At 56.2% G+C, this 22,456-nt stretch carries 17 protein-coding genes; 1 reads left to right on the top strand and 16 read right to left on the bottom strand.

Annotation, left to right across the window (positions count from 1 at the left end):
- Window positions 1-7: 7 nt before the first annotated feature.
- The 6 genes from nusB to glyA all read right to left on the bottom strand — a co-directional run bounded on the left by nusB (window position 8) and on the right by glyA (window position 5,148).
- Window positions 8-508 (bottom strand): transcription antitermination factor NusB, encoded by a 501-nt coding sequence (gene nusB, locus MIH19_RS04045; RefSeq protein ID WP_249007667.1) that lies wholly within the window; start codon window positions 506-508, stop codon window positions 8-10.
- Window positions 508-984, bottom strand: coding sequence for a 6,7-dimethyl-8-ribityllumazine synthase (gene ribE / locus MIH19_RS04040; protein ID WP_018405127.1), 477 nt, complete (start codon window positions 982-984; stop codon window positions 508-510). Before ribE ends, nusB begins: the two co-directional genes overlap by 1 nt.
- Before the next feature lie 44 nt (window positions 985-1,028).
- Window positions 1,029-2,144 carry a bifunctional 3,4-dihydroxy-2-butanone-4-phosphate synthase/GTP cyclohydrolase II gene (ribBA, locus tag MIH19_RS04035; protein WP_249007666.1) on the bottom strand — a complete coding sequence of 372 codons (1,116 nt, stop codon included), beginning with the start codon at window positions 2,142-2,144 and terminating at the stop codon, window positions 1,029-1,031.
- Between the two features lie 53 nt (window positions 2,145-2,197).
- Complete coding sequence (gene ribD / locus MIH19_RS04030) at window positions 2,198-3,313, bottom strand: bifunctional diaminohydroxyphosphoribosylaminopyrimidine deaminase/5-amino-6-(5-phosphoribosylamino)uracil reductase RibD (protein WP_249007665.1); 1,116 nt, start codon at window positions 3,311-3,313, stop codon at window positions 2,198-2,200.
- Entirely contained in the window at window positions 3,310-3,825 is a 516-nt protein-coding gene (gene nrdR, locus MIH19_RS04025) for a transcriptional regulator NrdR (RefSeq protein ID WP_249007664.1), read from the bottom strand. Before nrdR ends, ribD begins: the two co-directional genes overlap by 4 nt.
- A gap of 69 nt (window positions 3,826-3,894) precedes the next feature.
- Complete coding sequence (gene glyA / locus MIH19_RS04020; RefSeq protein ID WP_249007663.1) at window positions 3,895-5,148, bottom strand: serine hydroxymethyltransferase; 1,254 nt, start codon at window positions 5,146-5,148, stop codon at window positions 3,895-3,897.
- A gap of 280 nt (window positions 5,149-5,428) precedes the next feature.
- On the opposite strand from glyA, the gene ettA reads away from it, so the two are divergent.
- Window positions 5,429-7,090 (top strand): energy-dependent translational throttle protein EttA, encoded by a 1,662-nt coding sequence (gene ettA, locus MIH19_RS04015; RefSeq protein WP_249007662.1) that lies wholly within the window; start codon window positions 5,429-5,431, stop codon window positions 7,088-7,090.
- Between the two features lies 1 nt (window position 7,091).
- Here ettA and MIH19_RS04010 read toward each other — a convergent pair whose 3' ends face one another.
- From MIH19_RS04010 to MIH19_RS03965, 10 genes are all read right to left on the bottom strand, one after another.
- Window positions 7,092-7,490, bottom strand: coding sequence for a PilZ domain-containing protein (locus tag MIH19_RS04010; RefSeq protein ID WP_249007661.1), 399 nt, complete (start codon window positions 7,488-7,490; stop codon window positions 7,092-7,094).
- Window positions 7,491-7,567: 77 nt separating this feature from the next.
- Window positions 7,568-8,947, bottom strand: a complete 1,380-nt coding sequence (gene radA, locus MIH19_RS04005) for a DNA repair protein RadA (RefSeq protein ID WP_249007660.1) — start codon at window positions 8,945-8,947, stop codon at window positions 7,568-7,570.
- A gap of 36 nt (window positions 8,948-8,983) precedes the next feature.
- Window positions 8,984-10,051, bottom strand: coding sequence for a uroporphyrinogen decarboxylase (hemE, locus tag MIH19_RS04000; RefSeq protein WP_249007659.1), 1,068 nt, complete (start codon window positions 10,049-10,051; stop codon window positions 8,984-8,986).
- A 129-nt stretch (window positions 10,052-10,180) separates the two neighbouring features.
- Window positions 10,181-11,599 (bottom strand): FAD-dependent oxidoreductase, encoded by a 1,419-nt coding sequence (locus MIH19_RS03995; RefSeq protein WP_249007658.1) that lies wholly within the window; start codon window positions 11,597-11,599, stop codon window positions 10,181-10,183.
- A gap of 84 nt (window positions 11,600-11,683) precedes the next feature.
- Window positions 11,684-16,132, bottom strand: a complete 4,449-nt coding sequence (gene gltB / locus MIH19_RS03990; RefSeq protein ID WP_249007657.1) for a glutamate synthase large subunit — start codon at window positions 16,130-16,132, stop codon at window positions 11,684-11,686.
- Window positions 16,133-16,351: 219 nt separating this feature from the next.
- Window positions 16,352-17,950: an AAA family ATPase gene (locus tag MIH19_RS03985; protein ID WP_249007656.1), complete on the bottom strand. Its 1,599-nt coding sequence runs from the start codon at window positions 17,948-17,950 to the stop codon at window positions 16,352-16,354.
- A 25-nt stretch (window positions 17,951-17,975) separates the two neighbouring features.
- Window positions 17,976-19,067, bottom strand: a complete 1,092-nt coding sequence (aroB, locus tag MIH19_RS03980; protein ID WP_249007655.1) for a 3-dehydroquinate synthase — start codon at window positions 19,065-19,067, stop codon at window positions 17,976-17,978.
- Window positions 19,060-19,626 (bottom strand): shikimate kinase AroK, encoded by a 567-nt coding sequence (aroK, locus tag MIH19_RS03975; protein WP_249007654.1) that lies wholly within the window; start codon window positions 19,624-19,626, stop codon window positions 19,060-19,062. Before aroK ends, aroB begins: the two co-directional genes overlap by 8 nt.
- Window positions 19,627-19,765: 139 nt before the next feature.
- Window positions 19,766-21,883, bottom strand: a complete 2,118-nt coding sequence (gene pilQ, locus MIH19_RS03970) for a type IV pilus secretin PilQ (RefSeq protein ID WP_249007653.1) — start codon at window positions 21,881-21,883, stop codon at window positions 19,766-19,768.
- Window positions 21,883-22,455: a pilus assembly protein PilP gene (locus MIH19_RS03965; RefSeq protein ID WP_249007652.1), complete on the bottom strand. Its 573-nt coding sequence runs from the start codon at window positions 22,453-22,455 to the stop codon at window positions 21,883-21,885. Before MIH19_RS03965 ends, pilQ begins: the two co-directional genes overlap by 1 nt.
- Window position 22,456: the final 1 nt, after the last annotated feature.

The following is a 22,456-nucleotide window of genomic DNA, read 5'->3' as shown; positions in this document are numbered from 1 at the left end:
GCTGCCACTAACGCGGGCGAATTTCAGCCAGCCGCAGCCGGCGGCTTAGTTTGTCGAGGATGCTGTTTACAAACCGGTGGCCCTCAGTCCCGCCAAAGCGTTTCGCCATCTCAATGCCTTCGTTAATGACGACTTTGTAGGGCACATCCAGGCGAAATTTCAACTCATAGGCGCCCAAGCGCACAATGGCTAGCTCTACCGGATCGACTTCTTGCAGCGGGCGGTCCAGAAACGGCTCGATCAAGCGGTCCAGTTCAGCCTGTTCTCGGCTGGTGCCGTGCAGCAGGTCACGAAAATACAACAGGTCCACTTTGCTCATGTCGTTATCGACCATGAACTCGGCTTCAATGTTGGAAATTGCGCTTTTGCTGAAATGGCGCTGGTATAACCCCTGCATCGCCATTCCGCGAGCGCGGCGGCGATCACCGGCTTTGGGCTGGGCAGGTTTTCCCGGGTTTGAGGTTGGTTCGGGAGATGAACCAGGAATAGTGTCTTCAGGTAGGCTCATTACTCACCCAGCTTCTTGAACAGGCTGACCATTTCGAGCGCTGTAATGGCCGCTTCTGCGCCCTTATTACCGGCCTTGGTGCCTGAACGTTCAATAGCCTGTTCGATGGAATCCACCGTCAAAACACCAAAGGCTACCGGAATATCGGTTTCCAGGCTGACAGCACCCAAACCACTGGCAGCTTCGCCAGCAACGTACTCAAAGTGCGGCGTGCCACCACGAATAACAGCACCCAGGGCGATAATGGCGTCGTAATTACCCGTTTCTGCCACGCGCTTGACCGCCAACGGCATTTCGTAAGCACCTGGTACACGAATCACAACAATGTCTTCATCCGCGATACCGTGGCGGGTCAGGGTATCCAGGGCACCGTCCACCAGGCTCTCTACCACAAAACCGTTAAACCGCCCCACAACCAGAGCATAACGGCCGCTGCAGTGGATAAAGTCGCCTTCAATTACTTGAATTTCCGCCATCGGTGGCTCCTGTCAGGCTGCCGCAGCATACGGCAGCGGATTGATCATTCGGGAATATAAGGCACGTACTCAACCACTTCCAAATCAAAGCCGGAAATGGCGGAGAATTTCATCGGCGGGCTTAACAGGCGCATTTTGCCCACACCAATATCACGCAGAATTTGCGAACCAGTGCCTACCGTAAAGTACACGCCAGAGCTGTCTTTGCCGGCACCGCTACGGCCATGTTCATAGAATTCCTGAATACGGTTTTCCAGGTTGTAACTGTCTTCAGCACCGTTGAGCAAAACCACAACACCGAGCCCCTCAGCAGCCACCTTTTGCAGTGCCCGATGCAACGGCCAACTGCGGGAATCGCGCCGGCGGGCTCCCAACAAGTCGCGCAGGGTATCGGTAATGTGTACACGCACATGCACCGGCTGCTCCGGGGAAATATCCCCCATGGTTAAGGCCAGATGAATGGTGCCATGAATGCTGTCACGGTAAGTGTGCAGCTTAAACAGGCCGTATTCGGTGTCCAGTTCGTTTTGCTCTATGCATTCAACCGTGCGTTCGTTGGTGGTGCGGTAGTGTATCAGGTCTGCGATGGTGCCTATTTTCAGGTTGTGCTCGGCGGCAAAGGCTTCGAGATCTTCGCGCCGCGCCATAGAGCCATCATCTTTCATAATTTCACAGATCACGCCCGCAGGCTCACAACCCGCCAACGCAGCCAGATCGCAAGACGCTTCGGTGTGGCCAGCGCGGCTGAGCACGCCGCCAGCGTCTGACATCAGCGGAAAAATATGGCCTGGCTGCACCAGGTCTGATGCTTGGGCATCGCGGCCTACAGCGGCCTGCACCGTACGAGCGCGGTCCGCAGCTGAAATCCCGGTGGTAACACCCTCCGCTGCCTCAATAGACGCGGTGAACTTAGTGCCAAAACCAGATGCATTCTGGTTAACCATTAACGACAGCCCCAACTGCTTGCAGCGATCGCGGGTCATCGGCATACAGATCAGCCCACGACCAAAACGGGCCATAAAGTTGATGTGCTCGGCTTCACAATGCTCAGCCGCCATGACCAGGTCGCCCTCGTTCTCGCGATCCTCATCGTCCATCAAAATAACCATTTTGCCCTGACGAATATCTTCAACTAAGTCTTCGATCGTATTCAGTGCCATAACGCGGTTGCACCCTTGCAGCGCTCCTGCCCGGAGCCTCCGTGAATTGATAGTTAGCGACGCGCCAGAATCAGCCTCTGGTCGACGCCTAGCTGACGCCGGTCAAGCACCTGCCATTGTATTTTGTCTGCCATGGATTCCAGCGCCAAACTGGCCGTTGGCCGCCCGGTACTGCCAAGGAATACCGGGGCCTGATAGAGCCAAAGTTCATCCACCAGATCCTCACTGATAAAGCTGCCCGCCAGAGTTGGCCCGGCCTCTACCAGTACTTCATTGATGCCTATATCGCCCAGCGTGTCCAACATTTCAGCCACGTTTACGCCCTTGTCGTGCCAAGCCACGCCGCGCAGGCGTATACCTAACGCAGCCAAATCTTGAGCCGCGCTGGTCGCCAGCGAGGAGGTGGCACAAAAGACCTGTACTTTACCGCCGCGGAAGATTTTAGCGGATGCCGGCGTGCGGGTATCGCGGTCGGCAATTACCCGTAGCGGTTGCCGCGCAGGCTCGGTAGCGCTGCCAATATCGCCCATTTCTGCGCGCCGCACGGTTAACGACGGGTCGTCCGCCAGCACCGTACCCACTCCGGTCAAAATGGCGTCGCTCATGGCACGCAGGCGCTGAACATCGCTGCGCGACTCTGGCCCGGTGATCCATTGGCTTTCGCCCGACGCCATGGCAGTGCGGCCGTCCAGGCTAGCGGCCATTTTCAGCCGTACCCAAGGGCGCCCGCTGGTCATGCGTTTCATAAAACCCGGGTTCAGCTTGGCGGCTTCGCCTGCCAGTAAACCCACGTGAACGCGAATACCAGCAGCCCTGAGCATTTCCAGCCCGCGCCCGGAAACATTCGGATTTGGGTCCAGCGTGGCAAAAAAAACCTGTGCAACCCCGGCTTCTATCAGCGCTTTGGCGCAGGGCGGTGTGCGCCCGAAATGACTGCAGGGTTCCAGAGTGACATACGCCGTAGAGCCGCGGGCGGCAGTACCGGCCTGGCTTAAAGCACGCACTTCGGCGTGGGCTTCTCCGGCGCGTTCATGCCAACTTTCACCCAGAATGCGATCCCCGCGCGCAATCACGCAGCCCACGCGGGGGTTCGGGTGAGTGGAATAACGGCCACGCCAGGCCAACTGGACAGCACGGGCCATAAAGGCCCGGTCGCGAGTGGTGATCATGACTTTTTTTCCGCGCCCGAATCCGCCAGCGCCTTAGCTACATCTGCCACCGAATCTCCATTGCCGGCGGTAAGACGCTCGATTTCTTCCTTGAATTCGTTCACATCCTGAAAGCTGCGATACACCGACGCAAACCGTACATAGGCTACTTTGTCTAGCTGGCGCAACTCAGTCATCACCTCTTCACCCAAACGCATAGACTTTACTTCGCGCTCGCCGGTGGCACGCAACTGCGCCTTGATGTGGCTCAGTGCGGTATCTATTTGCTCGATACTGACCGGGCGTTTTTCCAGCGCTTTCATCAACCCGAAACGCAGCTTTTCTTCGTCAAAAGGCTGGCGAGTGCCATCCTGTTTCACGACCCGCGGCATAACCAGCTCGGCGGTTTCAAAGGTAGTAAACCGTTCGCGGCACGAAAAACATTCCCTGCGGCGACGCACCTGATTGCCCTCTGCCACCAGGCGCGAGTCAATCACTTTGGTATCGTCTTCGGCACAGAATGGACAATGCATAATCAGAAACTCTAAAGAGAACCCCAAGCCCGACCTAAACAGGCCTGACCCGGGGTAACAACGGGCAACTTACGCGTATACCGGGAAGCGGGCGCACATGGCTTCAACTTGCCCGCGCACACGGTCAATCACGGCTTCGTCGTTCAGGTCGGCAAGAATGTCACAAATCCAGCCGGAAAGTTCGCGACATTCCGCTTCGGCAAAACCACGAGTGGTAATGGCCGGCGTACCGATGCGCAGACCCGACGTAACAAACGGCGAGCGCGGGTCGTTCGGTACCGCGTTTTTGTTCACGGTGATATGAGCCCGGCCCAGTGCTGCATCGGCGTCTTTACCGGTGATCTCCTGTTTGATCAGGCTCAACAGGAACAGGTGATTTTTGGTACCGCCGGACACCACGTCAAAACCGCGATCAACAAACACTTCGGCCATGGCCGCGGCGTTTTTAACCACTTGCTGCTGATACGTCTTGAACTCGGGGCTCATGGCTTCTTTGAAGCAGATTGCCTTAGCCGCGATCACGTGCATCAGCGGGCCACCCTGGCCACCGGGGAATACCGCGGAGTTCAGCTTCTTGTGCAGAGCTTCGTCGTCGCAGGCCAGAATCAGCCCGCCGCGGGGGCCGCGCAGGGTTTTGTGGGTAGTTGTGGTCAGCACGTGGGCGTGGGGGACCGGGTCAGGATAAACACCCGCTGCCACCAGGCCAGCTACGTGAGCCATGTCGACAAACAGGTAGGCACCCACTTTATCGGCAATTTCGCGGAAACGGGCGAAATCAAGATACTGCGAATAAGCGGAGAAGCCGGCAATGATCATCTTCGGCTTGTGCTCCACCGCCAACGCTTCCACGTCGTCGTAATTGATCAGACCTGTGTCGGTGTCGATACCATATTGAACGGCGTTGTAGATTTTACCGGAGAAATTCACGCTGGCACCGTGGGTCAGGTGGCCACCGTGGGCCAGGCTCATGCCCAGTACCGTATCACCCGGATTCAGCAGCGCTAAAAATACCGCCGAGTTGGCCTGTGAACCAGAGTGCGGCTGCACGTTGGCGTAAGCCGCTCCGAACAATTCTTTGGCGCGATCAATAGCCAGCTGCTCGGCAATGTCTACAAACTCACAACCGCCGTAGTAACGCTTGCCGGGATAACCTTCGGCGTACTTGTTGGTCAAATCGCTGCCCTGCGCTTCCATCACCCGCGGGCTGGTGTAGTTTTCCGACGCAATCAGCTCGATATGAGCTTCCTGGCGATGGCTCTCCGCCTGCATGGCGTTCCAGAGCTCGTCGTCAAAACCGGCGATTTTCATATCACGATTAAACATGGATGCGCTGCCTCTGTGTGCTTGGCTGACCGTAAATTTTAGCCCGCTATTCTAGCTCATTGTCGGGGGTAAAATCACCCTCTAAACCGCCAACGACTGTTGACGCAGGCCAACACATAATTCCGTACTGCTCAAATCGGGGACAGATTTGAAGCGGAAGACAGATTTCAAATCTGTTCCCAGGCAAAGTGAAATCTGCTTCAATTGCTATAACTGGGCCATTTCGCTACCTTACTGCGGTTAATTCCACACATTTGAAACCCCGGAGGATTCCACTCTTATGGCCCAGTACGTATACACAATGAACCACGTTGGCAAAGTGGTTCCGCCCAAACGCGAGATACTCAAGGACATTTCCCTGAGTTTTTTCCCGGGCGCCAAAATTGGCGTGCTCGGTTTGAACGGGTCTGGTAAATCCACTCTGCTGCGCATTATGGCCGGCATTGATCAGGATTATTCCGGCGAAGCCCGCCCCCAGCCTGGCATTAATGTGGGCTACCTGCCTCAAGAACCAGAACTGGACGACAGCAAGACCGTTAAGGAGATTGTCGACGAAGCCGTAGCCGAAGTTCACAACGCGCTAGCAGAACTCGACCAAGTGTACGCCGCTTATGCCGAACCGGATGCCGACTTTGACGCCCTAGCCAAAAAGCAGGAAAAACTGGAGGCTGTGATTCAGGCCACCGACGGCCACGACATTGAACGCAAAATGGAAGTCGCCGCCGACGCCCTTCGCCTGCCGGCCTGGGACCAGATGGTGAAAAACCTGTCCGGTGGCGAACGCCGCCGCGTTGCCCTGTGCCGCTTGCTGCTGTCGGGCCCGGACATGCTACTGCTGGACGAACCCACTAACCATCTGGATGCCGAATCGGTTGCCTGGTTGGAGCGTTTTCTGCACGACTACGAAGGGACTGTTGTGGCCATCACCCACGACCGTTACTTCCTGGATAACGTTGCCGGCTGGATTCTGGAGCTGGATCGCGGCCACGGTATTCCGTTTGAAGGCAACTACAGCCAATGGCTGGAAAACAAACAGAATCGCCTGGAGATGGAATCCAAGCAAGAAGCCTCACATCAAAAAGCTGTAAAACATGAGCTGGAATGGGTGCGCAGTAACGCCAAAGGCCGCCAGTCCAAGAGTAAGGCCCGCCTGGCGCGCTTCGAAGAAATGAGCTCGCAGGAATTCCAAAAACGCAACGAAACCAATGAGCTATATATTCCGCCCGGGCCTCGTTTAGGTGACGAGGTGATTGAAGTGAACGGCATTAGTAAAGCTTTTGGCGATCACCTGCTGTATGAAAACGTGTCGTTACGAGTACCACAGGGTGCCATAGTGGGCATCATCGGCGGAAACGGCGCAGGTAAATCCACACTGTTCCGCATGATCATCGGCGCAGACCAACCCGATGCCGGCAGCATTACCGTCGGCGAGACCGTAAAGCTGGCTTATGTGGACCAGAACCGAGATCTGGACGGCAGCAAAACCGTTTGGGAGCTGCTCAGCGAAGGCCAGGACATTATCAAGATAGGCAACTACGAAACGCCATCGCGAGCCTATGCCGGCCGTTTTAACTTCAAAGGCTCCGACCAGCAAAAGCGGGTGGGTGACTTGTCCGGTGGCGAGCGCAATCGCCTGCACTTGGCCAGCCTGTTAAAAGAAGGCGGCAACGTGCTGCTGCTGGACGAACCTACTAACGATCTGGACGTAGAAACCTTGCGTGCTCTGGAAGAAGCCCTGTTGAACTTCCCAGGTTCCGCTTTAGTGATCTCTCACGACCGCTGGTTTCTAGACCGGGTAGCCACTCACATTTTGGCGTTTGAAGACGACGGCGAAGTGATTTATTACGAAGGCAACTTCAGCGACTACGACGAAGACCACAAGAAACGCAAAGGCGATTCTGCGATGGTGCCACAGCGCATGAAGTACAAGAAACTAGCGTGATCTAGTCAGCTTGGGGAGTCTGCCCGCCCACGGGCGTCAGCAGATTCCCTAATTCCCGCTCCAACAGAGCAGGATCGCCAAGATTCAGCTCCACCAGCCGGCGCAAATGCGTGGCGCTGTCCATATCTATGTACTGAACCTGAAACCCCAAACGCTGGTCTTCGACGTGGCGCAACACCACCGCCATCACAATACCGGCCTCGGTACCGTTCAGAAATACGGTTATCTCACAGGGTTCATCCACTGCCACAGCCCATTGCGACGGACATCGCAAAAGCACGCCTTTCAGCGAAATATCCAGCACCTGAGCCTGCCAGATCTGCTCTTGCCACTGCACTTCGCAGGCGGCATCAAACTCAATGCGGTGAAAGCGGCGTTGCTCGGTAGCGGGGGTTGTCACAAAGAACTCCTGAAGACGGACTATCTAATGACTATAGACCGGCCCAAGACAAACCGAAAGCACCAATAGCTGGCAGCTTAAAGCTCATCAAGAGCCGTCAGCGCGTCACTCAGCTTTGTCACCGGAATAACCTTCATGCCGTTAATGGCTTTACGCGGGGCGTTGCCTTTTGGCACCAGCGCGCGGGTAAAGCCGTGCTTGGCTGCCTCATTGATCCGTTCCTGACCGTTGGGCACCGGGCGAATCTCGCCGGACAAACCTACTTCGCCAAAAATCATCAGATCTTGCGGTAGCGCACGGTCGCGGAATGACGACACAACAGCCGCCAAAAGTGCCAGATCGGCACTGGTTTCAGCGACTTTCACGCCGCCCACCACGTTCACAAACACATCCTGATCCGCTACGTGCATGCCACCATGACGATGCAGAACCGCCAACAACATGGCCAGCCGATTTTGATCTAGCCCCACTGCCACTCGCCGGGGATAACTACCCTGAGCCGTATCCACCAGCGCCTGAATTTCCACCAGCATGGGCCGGGTGCCTTCCCACACCACCATCACCACACTACCGGGCGCAGCCTCTTCGCCACGATTCAAAAAGATAGCGGACGGGTTTTTCACTTCTTTCAGGCCCTGCTCAAGCATGGCGAATACGCCCAGTTCGTTCACTGCACCAAAGCGGTTTTTAATACCACGCAGAGTGCGATAGCGGCTGTCGCTTGAGCCTTCCAGCAAAATGGAGCAATCAATCATGTGCTCCAGCACTTTTGGCCCGGCCAGGCTACCGTCTTTGGTGACGTGCCCCACCAATAGCAAAATGGTGCCGGTCTGTTTTGCAAAGCGGGTCAGAAACGCCGCGCTTTCACGTACCTGTGACACACTGCCGGGCGCCGATTCGGAATCGGCCACGTGCATCACCTGAATACTGTCGATCACTAGAATTCGTGGCTTTTCCACTTCAACGATCTGTAACAGCCGCTCGACGCTGGTCTCTGACAGCATTTTTAAATCTGAGGTGGGCAGGCCAAGCCGCTTGGCGCGCATGGCCACCTGTTGCAGAGATTCCTCGCCGGTTACGTAAAGCGCCGATACCGAGCTTGCCAAGTTGCACACAGCCTGTAGCAGCAGGGTGCTCTTACCGGCGCCCGGGTGTCCGCCCATCAACACCGCCGAACCTTCTACCAGGCCCCCGCCCAGAACCCTGTCAAATTCGGCCATGCCGGTGCTCAGGCGAACCTGTTCCGCCAAACTGACATCATTCAGGCTCTGCACCGCCGACAAACTGCCAGCAAAGCCTTCGAAGCGCGAACCGCGGGCGCTTTTATGGGCCGGGGCAGAAAGGCCACGCATCTCGCTAATGGTATTCCATTCTTTACACGCCGTGCACTGGCCCTGCCATTTGGAATAGTCGGCACCACAATCGGTGCAAACATACGAGGTTTTTACTTTGGCCATAAATCAGCTCTGGTACGGTTCGTTTTGATGGTGCTCTTAATCTTGGTGGTACTGAGGGCTAAGCTCTACCACCGCTTCTATGAACGCGCCGGCGTGCGCAGGGTCTACATCCGGCGTAATGCCGTGGCCCAGATTGAAAATGTGGCCCGTGCCATGGCCAAAGCGGCGCAAGATATCGCCCACTTCTTCACGGATACGCGCGGGCGGCGCGTACAGCATGGTCGGGTCCATATTGCCCTGCAGCGCGACCTTGTCGCCAACTCGAGCGCGGGCGTTGCCAATGTCAGTCGTCCAGTCCAGGCCCACGGCATCCGCGCCGCAATCGGCGATCGATTCAAGCCACTGGCCGCCGTTCTTGGTGAATACAATCACCGGCACCTTACGGCCTTCGCTTTCCAGATTCAGGCCAGCGATGATTTTGCGCATGTACTTCAGGGAGAACTCTTCATAGGCCCAGGTGGTGAGTACGCCGCCCCAAGTGTCAAAAATTTGCACCACTTGGGCGCCGGCGCGAATCTGCCCGTTCAGGTAATCGGTAACCGCATCTGCCAGATGATCCAGCAACTTGTGCATGACTTCGGGCTGGCCGTACATCAGTTTTTTGGCTTCGCGGAAATCTTTCGACGAACCGCCTTCCACCATATAAGTGGCCAAGGTCCAGGGGCTGCCGGAGAAACCAATCAGCGGCACCCGTCCGTTCAGCGCACTGCGGATCGTCGACACTGCGTTCATCACGTAATCCAGGTCGACCTCGGCGTTGATTTTTGGCAGCGCGTCTACATCGGCAGCGGAACGGATGGTGTGCTTGAACTTCGGGCCTTCACCGGTTTCAAAATACAGGCCCAGACCCAGCGCGTCAGGAATGGTCAGAATGTCAGAAAACAGAATGGCTGCGTCTAGCGGGAAACGCTCTAGCGGTTGCAGAGTCACTTCACAGGCCAGCGGCGTGTTTTTGCACAAACTGAGAAAGTCACCGGCCTTGGCGCGGGTAGCGCGATATTCCGGCAGATAGCGACCGGCCTGGCGCATCATCCAGACCGGCGTGCGGTCTACAGGCTGGCCCATCAGGGCGCGAAGGAAACGATCGTTCTTCAGTTCAGTCATAAAAATGTCCAGCGTTCTCAATCATTAAAAGGTCATAACATTCGGCAGGCAATGATACCCCGTTTGTATCAATAAAAAAGGGCGACCTGTTTTTGACAGACCGCCCTCCGATTCACATCAACGCCGATTTCAGATATCCAGATAATCCATAATGCCTTCGGCGGCCTGGCGACCTTCCCAGATAGCCGTGACTACCAGGTCGGAGCCGCGCACCATGTCACCGCCGGCAAATACCTTGGGGTTGCTGGTCTGGAAGGCAAAATCCGCTTGCTCTGGCGCCGTTACCAGGCCGGAATCGCTGGTACTCACCTGGTGCTGGCCAAACCATTCTGCCGGGCTGGGGCGAAAACCAAAGGCCACCAGCACCGCGTCTGCAGGGATGATTTCCTCAGTGCCCGGAATCACTTCCGGCCGACGGCGACCGTTTTCGTCAGGCTCACCAAGCTCGGTAGACACCACTTTCACGCCTTCCACCTGACCGTCACCAACGATAGCCACCGGTTGGCGATTAAACATGAAGTTCACGCCTTCTTCGCGGGCATTCGATACTTCCCGCCGTGAGCCGGGCATATTGGCTTCATCGCGACGGTAAGCACAGGTCACGCTGGCGGCTTGCTGGCGAATAGAGGTGCGGTTGCAATCCATAGCCGTGTCTCCGCCACCAAGCACCACCACTCGCTTACCTTGCATATCGATAAAATCTTCGGCGTTGGCTTCAAAGCCCAGACGGCGATTTACGTTAGAAATCAGAAATGGCAGAGCCTTATGAACACCGGCCAGATCTTCGCCGGGGAAATCACCTTGCATAGACGTGTAGGTGCCCATGCCCATAAATACCGCATCGAAGTCGCTGAGCAAATCGCTCATCTGGATGTGTTTACCCACCTCGGTGGATAGGCGGAATTCAACGCCCATTTCTTCAAACACTTTGCGGCGGCGTGCCATTACCGACTTTTCCAATTTGAACTCGGGGATGCCAAAGGTCAGCAGTCCGCCAATTTCCGGGTAAATGTCGAACACCACCGGCGTTACACCGCTACGCACCAGCACGTCGGCGCATGCGAGACCCGCGGGCCCTGCCCCAATCACCGCCACGCGCTTGTCGGTGCGCACCACCTTAGACATGTCCGGCTTCCAACCTAGAGCAAAGGCAGTATCGGTAATGTATTTTTCTACCGAGCCGATGGTCACCGCGCCGTAACCGTCATTCAAGGTGCAATCACCCTCACACAGACGATCTTGCGGGCACACCCGCCCACACACCTCGGGCAGTGAATTGGTCTGATGGCAAAGCTCCACGGCCTTCATAATATTGCCTTCGGCCACCAGCTTCAGCCAGTTGGGAATGTAGTTGTGTACCGGGCACTTCCACTCGCAGTAGGGGTTACCGCACTCCAGACAACGGTGAGACTGGGACGCCGCCTGGCCCTGGGTGAAAGGTGTGTATATTTCCTTGAATTCCTTTTTGCGCTTACGGGCCGGGACCTTTTTCGGGTCTACGCGCCCTACTTCTACAAACTGGAAATCGTTATTCAGTCGCTCTTTCATGGTTTGTTCTCTACATTCGTCTGTTCGCACTGATCCGCCGCGAGGCGAATCCGTTGGGTGTCGACGGGCAGGCCCGCGCTGGCTTTACTCCGGGCGTGCCCGGGTGTTGGCCAGCAGGCTGCGCAAGTTTGCGGCCTTGGGCTTTACCAGCCAGAATCGGCCAATGTAATCGTCGAAATTCGCCAACAGCTGCTGACCCCACTCACTGGCAGTTTCCGCAATGTGCCCACGAATGATGCTGCGCAGGTGGTTGCGATAGGCTTCCATATCTTCACTGGAGATTCGCTGTATCTCCACAAGTTCGTGGTTGTATTTGTCAACGAAGGTATTGTTCAGGTCCAGCACATAAGCAAAACCACCGGTCATACCCGCTCCGAAGTTGTGTCCGGTGCTGCCCAGCACGGTCACCAGGCCGCCTGTCATGTACTCGCAACAATGGTCACCTGCGCCTTCTACCACCGCATGGGCGCCGGAATTGCGCACGGCAAAGCGTTCGCCGGCCGTACCTGCCGCAAACAAATTGCCACCAGTAGCACCATACAAACAGGTATTACCGATAATCGCAGTTTCCCGAGCCTTGAAAACACTGCCGCGGGGGGGGTAAAGCACCAGCTTGCCGCCGGTCATGCCTTTACCCACATAATCGTTGGCGTCGCCTTCTAATATCAGATTCAGGCCGGCGACGCTCCACACACCAAAGCTCTGGCCAGCCGTACCGGTCAAATCCAGCGTAATGGGGGCGTCTGCCATACTTTGGTTGCCATGCAGAGCGGCTATTTCACCAGACAGCCGTGCACCAATGGAACGGTCACAATTCGTTACTCGATAACTCCAGGCACCACCGCTCTTGTTGTCGATGGCACTGCGGACGTCACTGAGCATTTTTTCCGCAAGCGTGCCCTTATCAAAGGGTTCGTTGCGTGGGACCTGGCAGGTTTGCGGTTTGTCCGCTGGAATTTGATCGTTGTTTAGCAAGCGATTCAGGTCCAGTTTACGCTGGCGTTCGGTATCACCCGGCAGACGCACCAGAAGGTCTGTGCGGCCTACCAGTTCCTGCAAGGAACGCACTCCCAGCTGTGCCATCCATTCACGGGTTTCTTCCGCTAAAAAGCGGAAGAAGTTCATCGCCATTTCAACCGTGCCTTTGAAGTGTTCTTCGCGCAGCTGCTCATTCTGGGTTGCCACACCGGTGGCGCAGTTGTTCAGGTGGCAAATTCGCAGGAACTTACATCCCAGCGCTACCATCGGCGTGGTGCCGAACGCAAAGCTCTCAGCACCCAAAATGGCGGCCTTCACCACATCCAGGCCGGTTTTTATGCCACCATCGGTTTGCAGGCGAACTCTGCCGCGCAAATCGTTGGCTCGTAGGGCCTGCTGGGTTTCCGCCAACCCGAGCTCCCAGGGCGAGCCGGCGTAGCGGATCGAACTTAGCGGGCTGGCCGCCGTACCACCGTCGTAACCCGACACCGTAATCAAATCCGCATAGGCTTTTACGACGCCCGCTGCGATTGTGCCCACGCCCGGCTCAGACACCAGCTTCACCGACACCAACGCTTGCGGGTTAACCTGCTTCAAATCAAAAATCAGCTGGGCTAAATCCTCGATAGAGTAAATATCGTGGTGTGGTGGCGGCGAAATCAGCGTTACGCCCGGCACCGAATAACGCAAACGAGCAATCAGCTCATTCACTTTGCCACCTGGCAGTTGGCCCCCTTCGCCCGGCTTCGCGCCCTGGGCAATTTTTATCTGCATAACGTCAGCGCTACGCAGATACTCAGCAGTAACACCAAAACGGCCCGAGGCTACCTGTTTAATTTTGGAGCGTTTCTCGTTGCCATAGCGAGCAGGGTCTTCGCCGCCCTCACCGGAATTGGAGCGTCCACCCAAGGTGTTCATAGCCACCGCCAGGGCCTCATGGGCCTCTGGCGACAGTGCACCCAAGGACATCCCCGCCGAATCAAAGCGGGTGAAAATTTTCTCTACCGACTCAACGTCGGCCAGGTCCACTGGCTGAATGCCTTCGCGGAGCCCAAGCAGATCCCGCAGCGTGGCCACCGGCCGATGATTGACCAACCCGGCGTATTCCTGATATTGACGATAGTCGCCGCTGGTAACAGCATCTTGCAACTTGGCCACAATATCCGGATTGAAAGCGTGGTATTCCTGGCCGTGCACGTACTTCAGAATGCCACCCGGTGACAGGGGCTTCCGCGGCTTCCAAGCCAGCTTGGCCAGTTGTTCCTGGTCGTGCTGAAAGTCGTAGAAATCGGCGCCCTGAATCCGGCAGGGCACGCCCTTGAAGCACAGATCGGCTACTTCATCGGCCAGCCCGATGGCCTCAAACAGCTGCGCTCCACGGTAAGAGGCAATGGTAGAGATGCCCATTTTGGACAGGATTTTGAGCAACCCTTTGTTAATACCCTTGCGGTAATTATTCTTGGCGTCGATGGGATCCACCAGCATTTCGCCGGTGCGAATCAGGTCATTAAGCACTTGATACGCTAAGTACGGGTACACCGCCGTGGCGCCAAAACCGAACAGCACGGCAAAATGGTGAGGGTCTCGCGCCCAACCGGTTTCTACCACAATGTTAGAGTCGCAGCGTAAGCCCTGAGCCACCAGATGATGGTGCACGGCGCCGGTAGCCATGAGCGCGTTCACGGGCAACTGGCCCTGTTGCAAGTTACTATCACTCAGAAGAATTTGCGATTTTCCATCGCGCACCGCCTGTTCTGCAGTGGCGCAAACGCGTCTAACGGCCTGTTGAAGACCCTCTTCCGGGGCATAACTCAATGGAATTGTTGCTACTGCAAAGCCGGGGCGTTCACTCGCCAACATGCGCTGGAATTTTGCCGGTGACAAAACCGGTGTCGTCAAAATCACCCGATCGGCATGCTCAGCCGCTTCTTCGAACACATTGCGCTCGGCACCCAGGCAGGTTTCCAGCGACATCACGATGGCTTCGCGCAGCGGATCAATGGGCGGGTTGGTGACTTGGGCGAACTTTTGGCGAAAATAGTCCGCCAGGTGACGCACTTTGCTCGACAACACAGCCATTGGAGTGTCGTCGCCCATGGAACCCACTGCTTCCTGGCCATTTTCGCCCAGAGGGCGCAGTATCTGGTCGCGTTCTTCAAATGACACGTTGAACATCTTCTGATGCACCAGAAGCTCGTCGGCGCCCAGCAGCTCAAAATCCGGGGCGTCCTGATGCAGCGTCGACTCGACCCGCAGAGCGTTTTCCCGCAGCCAGCGTTTATAAGGCTGAGCCGTTTTCAGACGCTGATCGATATCGCGGGTGTGCAGAATCTCGCCGGTTTCTGTATCAATGGCCAGCATCTGCCCGGGACCAACGCGACCCTTGGCCAGCACGTCATCAGGCTTATAACCGTAGGTGCCGATTTCCGAGGCGACGGTGAGAAAATCGTTTTTGGTATGTACCCAACGCGCCGGGCGCAGGCCGTTGCGGTCAAGCATACACAGGGCGTAGCGGCCGTCGGTCAATACCAGGCCGGCAGGGCCGTCCCAGGGTTCCATGTGCATGGAGTTGTATTCGTAGAAGGCGCGTAAGTCTGCGTCCATGGTGTCTACGTTTTGCCAAGCTGGCGGCACCATCATCCGCGCAGCGCGGAAAAGATCGACACCGCCTGCCAGCAGCAATTCCAACATGTTGTCCATGCTCGATGAATCGGAGCCTGTCAGGTTAACCAGAGGTTGCAGCGTTTTCAGGTCCGGCAGGCGCGGCGAGCTGAATTTGGCTGCACGGGCAATCGCCCAATTACGGTTGCCATCAATGGTGTTGATCTCGCCGTTGTGGGCAAGATAACGGAATGGCTGCGCCAGCGGCCAGCGCGGCATGGTGTTGGTGGAAAAACGCTGGTGGAATACGCAAATGGCGGTCTGCAGATCCGGGTCGTCCAGATCGCGATAGAAATTCGCCAGGTCTGCCGGCATCATCAAGCCTTTATAGGCCAGCGTGCGGTGCGACAGACTGCAAATATAGAATTCGCTGTCGTCAGCCAGATCACGCTCGGCAAAGCGGCGACCAACAAACAAGCTGATGGCAAAGTCACTTTCTGGTTTGCCCGCAGGCAATACAAACACTTGCTCAATGCGTGGCATACAATCCAGCGCCATGGGGCCCAGGCAAGAAGTATCGACCGGCACATCGCGCCATCCCATCACCTCCAGCCCCTGCTCACACAGACGCCTTTCCAGAACCGCCTTGGCGGCCGCCGCCTGGTCTTCTTCAGAGCTCAAAAACACTTGGCCCACAGCGAACAGATCACCAGGCTCTTTGCCAAACTGTGCACGGGCAACCTTGCGGAGAAAACTGTCCGGGCTTTGCAGCAACAGGCCGCACCCATCGCCGGTTTTACCATCGGCGGCAATACCGCCGCGGTGAGTCATACACGTTAGCGACTCAATGGCGGTTTGTAGCAATTGATGGCTGGCTTCGCCCTTGGTGTGAGCAATCAGGCCAAAGCCACAGTTATCTTTGAATTCACCGAGTTGGTACAAGCCAGTCGTCATAAGCGCAATCTCTCTGTAAAAGCTTTTTTATCAAAGAGCTATTAAAAATCATACAAATAGTTCTCTGATATTTCTAACATAGGTCGGACAGTTTACGCAGATGAAAATTCGCCGCTCAAACGGCATTTTTACATTTTAAACGTTATGCACCAGCACGGGTCAGGAAAACCCAAGAATTCCATCGGCGCACCAAAACGAGTCGTTTTTGGCCATTCGGGACTACAAACTCCGGTTCTCACGCACCCAGGGCACACCCGAAACCAGATCGGGGGGAAGAGTTTGTGCCGCCTGCTGTGCGGCATTCTGAGTGGGATAATTGCCCTGAAACACCATAAACCACTGTTTGCCGCTACGCTCACCGCGGGTATACACCATCGCATCTACTTGCGGATAACGACGCAGAACATTCAATGCGGTTTGCTCCAAGTTGCCGCCAACCAGCTGAATGGTCCAGCCGCCACTGCTGCGGCGTTGCGGCAAGGGCACGAAGCGATCCGGCATGGCCGGCGTAAACGCAGCTTGAGCAGGCACTGCCTCCACTGTGGTTCGCGGCGAGGGTACAGGTTGAGCTTTAGCTACCGTTGCCGGCTCGGGCTCGGGCTCGGGCTCGGGCTCGGGCTCTGGATTATCAATGACCTGTTTTCCAGTGGGGTCAGTGCCTGCAATGGGGCCTTCGCCTGTCGCAAGCTGGCTGCCTGAGCGCGATGTTGGCTGCGCGACGGATTCGGGCTGTATCATCGACTCTCGCTCTAATTTGGGCTTTGAGTCATCCACAGGAATGACCGGCTCTGGTGCGCCCGAACCCATTGACGGCGTTGGCTGCGCTGCCGTGCGTTGCTCTGGTGCTGCCTCCGGGCCAATGGTTATGCTCTTGCGCACGCGCTCTGTCGTGTGTGCCTCAGCGTTGGCGTCTTCTTCGCTTTTCACCGTGTCGTACTGGCGGGAAACAAACCACCAGGAAGCAACCAGCAAAACGAGCGCCAGTAACGGCCATACCAACGTACGCCAGGGCATCTTGGCACGGTGCCGCTCAGGAGCCACACGGCCCGCCATATTCAGCCATACCGTAGGCGTTATACGTTGAATCGCGCAAAAGTTACCCAAACTGCGGGTATAAATCTGTTTTAAGCGATCCGGGCTTAACAGCTCACCGGCATTACCGCCAGCAAGCTTCACCCTAGGCTGCAGATATTCCGCCAGTTCATCTCGGCTTAGGGGTGCCAGTGTTATCTGGTGCACGTTTCCGGAAGCCTGTTGTGCAAGCTCCATCAAGCCATGCAGCGCTTCCGTGCCGGCGAACACCGGTAAAGCGGCCAAACTACGATTGGCGCCCAAAAAACCATTCAGCAAAAGATTCAGCACTTCTGCCGGCGCCTGCTCAGCGTTATCGATCAGCAGTACCATGCGCTGGCCTTTGCCGGCGCGCTGCTCAGACCACTTAAAAAACTGCGACAAGGCAGCCTTTGGACCGGCCTCTAAATCCAGGCCGCGGGCCACTATAGACAAATCCCGCACCAGTGCCTGAGGGCTACCCAATGCGGCACTACCCAGGCGATGAAACTCCAGCCGCGACGATTCGCTGCGCACCAGTTCTGCCAGCAGCCGGGTTTTGCCTAACCCGGATGGGGCACTGACCAACACCGCCATATCGCCGAAACCACTCATCTGGCGCAAGGATTCAAGGGCAGATTGGCGCTGGGCGCCGGTAAAAAACGGAGCTTCCATCGCGGAAGGGTCTGCCCGCAGACCAAAGCGCTCCTGTAGGCGGGGGAAAAGACCCCCGGCTTCCTGACTGTTCAGATTGTCGTCGTTGACCATGGCGATATCGTCTCGGGCTCTGGGTTCAACGCTGGCAAAAAGCGTTCAGGGTTGCTTCAAGGTTTTTGCGCGCAGTTTTGGCGGTCACAACCGCTTCGCCCACCGCCTGCAGCAGAACCAGCCTGAGCTGCCCATCTACGTTCTTTTTATCCACTGCCATCCGCTCTATGAAGTCGTCCGGGCGCATGGCTACAGGCGCCAGCGGCGGCAATCCGGCACGGCTGATCAGGTTGTAAATCTGCTGACATTCGGCAGCACTGATAAAACCTTCGCGGGCGGAAAGATCCGCTGCCATCAACATGCCGGTGCCAACGGCTTCTCCGTGTAACCAATTGCCATAGCCGGCGAACGTCTCGATAGCGTGGCCGAAGGTGTGGCCAAGATTGAGTATTGCCCTCAGGCCGCCTTCGCGTTCATCAATGGCCACCACTTCCGCTTTGCAGACGCAAGAACGGTAGATGGCCTCCGCCACATGCAGCGGATCCTTTTCAAGCAAAGATTCAAGATTCTGATCCAGCCAGTGCAGAAAAGGCAGATCGCGAATCAGACCGTATTTGATGACTTCCGCCATCCCGGCACACACTTCCCGGTCTGGCAGCGTCACCAGGGTATCGGTGTCAATCAGCACGACTTGGGGCTGATGAAAGGCCCCTATCATGTTTTTACCCAAGGGGTGATTGATGCCGGTTTTGCCACCAACGGAGGAATCCACCTGCGACAGCAGCGTTGTTGGAACCTGGATGAACGCTACGCCGCGCTGGTAGCTTGCCGCCGCAAACCCGGTCATGTCCCCCACTACGCCTCCGCCCAGAGCTACCAGGGTGGTCGTGCGATTGTGCCTGTGCTGCAGAAGGGCATCAAAAATCAGGTTCAGGGTTTGCCAGTCTTTGTGTTTTTCGCCATCCGGCAAAATCACCGAATCTACCTGCTTGCCTTCAAAACAGGCTTTTGCCTGCTCCAGATAAAGCGGCGCCACGGTGTGGTTAGACACAATCATAACCTGAGAACCGCCAACATAAGGCGTCAAGTCATATTGCCCCAACAGCTGCTGGCCAATCAGTATCGGATAGCTGCGTTCGCCCAGGTCTACCTCAAGTTCACGGAGTAATTTAGGCATGATGACGACCTTCCTTTCGAATCTGGCGTATGTGACGGGGTGTTTTTGGGTTCAGCAGATTAACCAGTTGGCGCACCACCAAACGCGGGCTCTTACGATCCGTGTACATGATGAAGGTGGCCAATTCGGTGTAAATAGGATCACGGATCGCAAAAAGGTGGCGTAACACCGCCTCCGGATCCGCTGTTTGCAACAGCGGACGATTTCGGTCTTTACGGGTGCGTTCTACCTGGTGCTCAACCGACGTGCGCAAATAAACAATCACCGAATTACGGCGCAGCAGTTCATGATTTACGTCGCGCATAACCGCGCCTCCACCGGTCGCAAGAATGATACCTGCCTCGGTAGACAGCTCGCTCAGCATGGCGGTTTCGCGCTGACGGAACCCGTCTTCACCCTCTACATCGAAAATCCAGGGAATATTGGCACCGCAGCGCTCTTCAATAATTCGGTCGGTATCCAAAAAGCGGTAGCCCAGCTCACGCGCTAGCATACGGCCGATGGTACTTTTACCGGCCCCCATGGGACCCACCAGAATAACTCGCTTGGGCAACAACATAACGTCCGCTCAATAAGGTTCAAGCCGGTCAGAATAGCATAGGGGCCGTCATTCTATAATGAATGTCCGGTTCTGCCGGGGTTGCAAAGGCACAAAAAAACCGCCGTTTTTAGGCGGCGGTTTTTTTGTTGCGGATAACTTAACGAACCAGGTCGTTTTTGATGATTTTCGGGGTGATGAAAATCAGCAGTTCGCTACGCAGCTCGGTAGTCTGAGTGCGCTTGAACAACCTGCCCAGGTAGGGAATATCGCCCAAGAACGGTGTCTTGGTGGTGGTTTCGGTGTTGGTCGATTCGAAAATACCGCCCAAAACAATGGTTTCACCGTTGGCGACCAGTACCTGAGTTGTCACCGAGTTGGTGTTGATGGCCGGACCGCTGGGGGTGTCTTCGCCACGGGAGTCCTGAGTCACCTCAAGGTCCATGATGATTTTGTCATCCGGTGTAATCTGCGGCGTTACCTCCAATGACAACACCGCTTCTTTAAAGGAAGTGCTGGTGGCGCCGCTGCTGCTGGCTTCCTGATACGGGATTTCCTGACCCGATTTGATAGACGCCGTCTGGCGGTCCGCTGTAACAACTCTGGGCTGAGACACGATTTCCGCTTTACCATCACTTTCCAACGCAGACAGTTCAAGGTCTACCAGGAAGTCATCGCTGCCAAAACCAATCGCAAAAGAAGAGGCCCCGTCGCCGCTAACGCCCAGATCTACCGCTAACGCCCCAGGGAAAGTAATCGTTCCAGATCCGCCGGTCGCAGCGTTGCGTGCCTCCTCAACTGCAGATTGTGAGCCACCTACGGAAATTACGTTGTTGCCGCTCACGCTGTAAGCTGCTCCGCCCCAGCTCACACCCAGGCTCTCGGCCACGTTGGTTTGTGCGCGCACAATCCGGGCTTCAATGGAAACCTGACGCACGGGGACGTCCCAGGTGGACACCAGGCGACGGATCTCGTCCAGTTTTTCAATGGTTTCGCGCACGCTGATGGTGTTGGTTCGGTCGTCTGAGGAAATGAAACCGCGGCTTGAAATCAGCTCTTGGTCGGCCTGCACCAACGCTACTACTTCGGCCGCTTTTGCGTAATTGACCTGAATGATGTCCAAACGCACTGGGGCAAGCTCGGCGATCTGCTTGGTTGTTTCCAGTTCCAGCCGTTCACGAGCGGCGATTTCATCGGCGGGCGCTACCAGTAATACATTGCCAATCTGGCGCTTATCCAAGCCTTTGGTTTTCAAAATGAGATCCAGCGCCTGATCCCAAGGCACATTCTGCAAGCGCAGCGTGATGCTTCCACCAACGGTATCGCTGGCCACCAGATTCAAACCGGTAAAGTCAGCAATCAGCTGAAGCACCGAGCGAACTTCAATGTCCTGAAAGTTTAGCGAGAGCTTGTCGCCGGAATATGGGAACTTCTCTTCACGGCGGGTTACTGCTTCTTCCTCGCTGAGCCGTTCAACGCTCACGGTAAATTCGCTGCCAGACTGGTACGCAATGTAGTCATAGTCGCCTTCCGGACGAATTTCTATAACCGCACCGCCACCCTCAATAAAGGTGTCGATCCGTTGTACCGGCGTGGCAAAATCTGTCACGTCTAAACGGCGACGCAGGCGCTCGGGCACAGTCAGATCCGGCATGGTCAGTCTGATTTTTCCGCCCAGTTCGCTCAGGTCAACCTGAGTCGTCGCACTGGCCAGCCGCACAACCACACGGCCTTCGCCTTGTGCACCGCGACGAAAATCGACGTCTACCAACGCCGGCGCCGCGTCCGCTGCCGAAGCAACAGGGCTGGCACCGTCAGATCCCGAAACGCCACTGGCTAAATCTGCGGAATCGCCGCCAATAATCATCACCAACGCGTTATTATTGCGCTGAGTGGTGTAAGGAACCAGCTCAATCAGGTTGAAAATAAGGCGGGTACGGTCGTTGGTTTCAACAACGGTCATGCTTTGCGCATTCCCGCTGCCCAACGGCAAGCTGCGGGCACCCAGGGCACTGGTGGTGTCTTTCAGGTCTACCGCAATACGAGCGGGGCGCTCAATGGTGTAACCCGTAGGTTCAGGCGGTGGACCGTCAAACTGCAAAGTCACTTCCAGCCGATCCCCAGGTAAAGATGAAAACGACACATCCTGCAAAGTGGCAGCGCTGGCCAGGCTGGACAACAACCCAACGGTTACCGCACAGACAATTACGTTGAGTTTTTTGAACATCGCTAGCCTCGGCTTCAAGCATTTTTGTGCATTCATGTTGCTGTTATTCATTATTGTGCCGCTCCATCGCTATCACCTTCGTCCAGCGACAGTTGGCGCGGGCGTTCTACCCATCCCCCACGGCCATCGGGCACGATTTCCATCAGTTCGACGCGGGTCTCGCCAACACCCACAATTCGACCGTAGTTTTTACCGACAAAATTGCCGCTGTTAATACGGTGAATGCCGCCACTGCTGTCTTTTAACAAAGCAAACAGCGTGCCTGCGCTGTTACGCAGGGTGCCCACCATACCCAGTTCTTTCAGATCGAAGTTTTCCAGCACTTCTCGCGGCCGGTCCAGATCCGGTTTTACGTCACTCATCGCTTGCTGTTCCTGCTCGCTGATCATCGTCAGCTGCACGTCGATGGGCGGCTCAAACGGCGAGCGCTGATCTGATGCCGAATAGCTAAACGCCTCGTAAGCGCTGAACTCCGGCAATGGTTCGACAAAACCCCGGGGTTTTGCGCGGGTCTCTTCCATAAACACGTCGAGATCGGAAAAGCCGCTGCTCTGCGAGCAGGCTGTCAGCGACAATACCAGGCACAGGCCCAGACAGGCTTTTCCGGCATGGTTTACCGTCATG

It is taken from the genome of Marinobacter sp. M1C, assembly GCF_023314135.1.
Taxonomy (GTDB): domain Bacteria; phylum Pseudomonadota; class Gammaproteobacteria; order Pseudomonadales; family Oleiphilaceae; genus Marinobacter.
The sequence above is the reverse complement of the archived record's forward strand: the minus strand, read 5'-3'. Positions and strand labels throughout refer to the sequence as shown.

Bases quoted from the DNA above. Each gene is read 5' to 3' on its own strand.
- nusB (WP_249007667.1), bottom strand. From the start codon at position 508: ATGAGCCTACCTGAAGACACTATTCCTGGTTCATCTCCCGAACCAACC.
- ribE (WP_018405127.1), bottom strand. From the start codon at position 984: ATGGCGGAAATTCAAGTAATTGAAGGCGACTTTATCCACTGCAGCGGC.
- ribBA (WP_249007666.1), bottom strand. From the start codon at position 2,144: ATGGCACTGAATACGATCGAAGACTTAGTTGAAGATATTCGTCAGGGC.
- ribD (WP_249007665.1), bottom strand. From the start codon at position 3,313: ATGATCACCACTCGCGACCGGGCCTTTATGGCCCGTGCTGTCCAGTTG.
- nrdR (WP_249007664.1), bottom strand. From the start codon at position 3,825: ATGCATTGTCCATTCTGTGCCGAAGACGATACCAAAGTGATTGACTCG.
- glyA (WP_249007663.1), bottom strand. From the start codon at position 5,148: ATGTTTAATCGTGATATGAAAATCGCCGGTTTTGACGACGAGCTCTGG.
- ettA (WP_249007662.1), top strand. From the start codon at position 5,429: ATGGCCCAGTACGTATACACAATGAACCACGTTGGCAAAGTGGTTCCG.
- radA (WP_249007660.1), bottom strand. From the start codon at position 8,947: ATGGCCAAAGTAAAAACCTCGTATGTTTGCACCGATTGTGGTGCCGAC.
- hemE (WP_249007659.1), bottom strand. From the start codon at position 10,051: ATGACTGAACTGAAGAACGATCGTTTCCTTCGCGCCCTGATGGGCCAG.
- MIH19_RS03995 (WP_249007658.1), bottom strand. From the start codon at position 11,599: ATGAAAGAGCGACTGAATAACGATTTCCAGTTTGTAGAAGTAGGGCGC.
- gltB (WP_249007657.1), bottom strand. From the start codon at position 16,132: ATGACGACTGGCTTGTACCAACTCGGTGAATTCAAAGATAACTGTGGC.
- MIH19_RS03985 (WP_249007656.1), bottom strand. From the start codon at position 17,950: ATGGTCAACGACGACAATCTGAACAGTCAGGAAGCCGGGGGTCTTTTC.
- aroB (WP_249007655.1), bottom strand. From the start codon at position 19,067: ATGCCTAAATTACTCCGTGAACTTGAGGTAGACCTGGGCGAACGCAGC.
- aroK (WP_249007654.1), bottom strand. From the start codon at position 19,626: ATGTTGTTGCCCAAGCGAGTTATTCTGGTGGGTCCCATGGGGGCCGGT.
- pilQ (WP_249007653.1), bottom strand. From the start codon at position 21,883: ATGAATAACAGCAACATGAATGCACAAAAATGCTTGAAGCCGAGGCTA.
- MIH19_RS03965 (WP_249007652.1), bottom strand. From the start codon at position 22,455: ATGACGGTAAACCATGCCGGAAAAGCCTGTCTGGGCCTGTGCCTGGTA.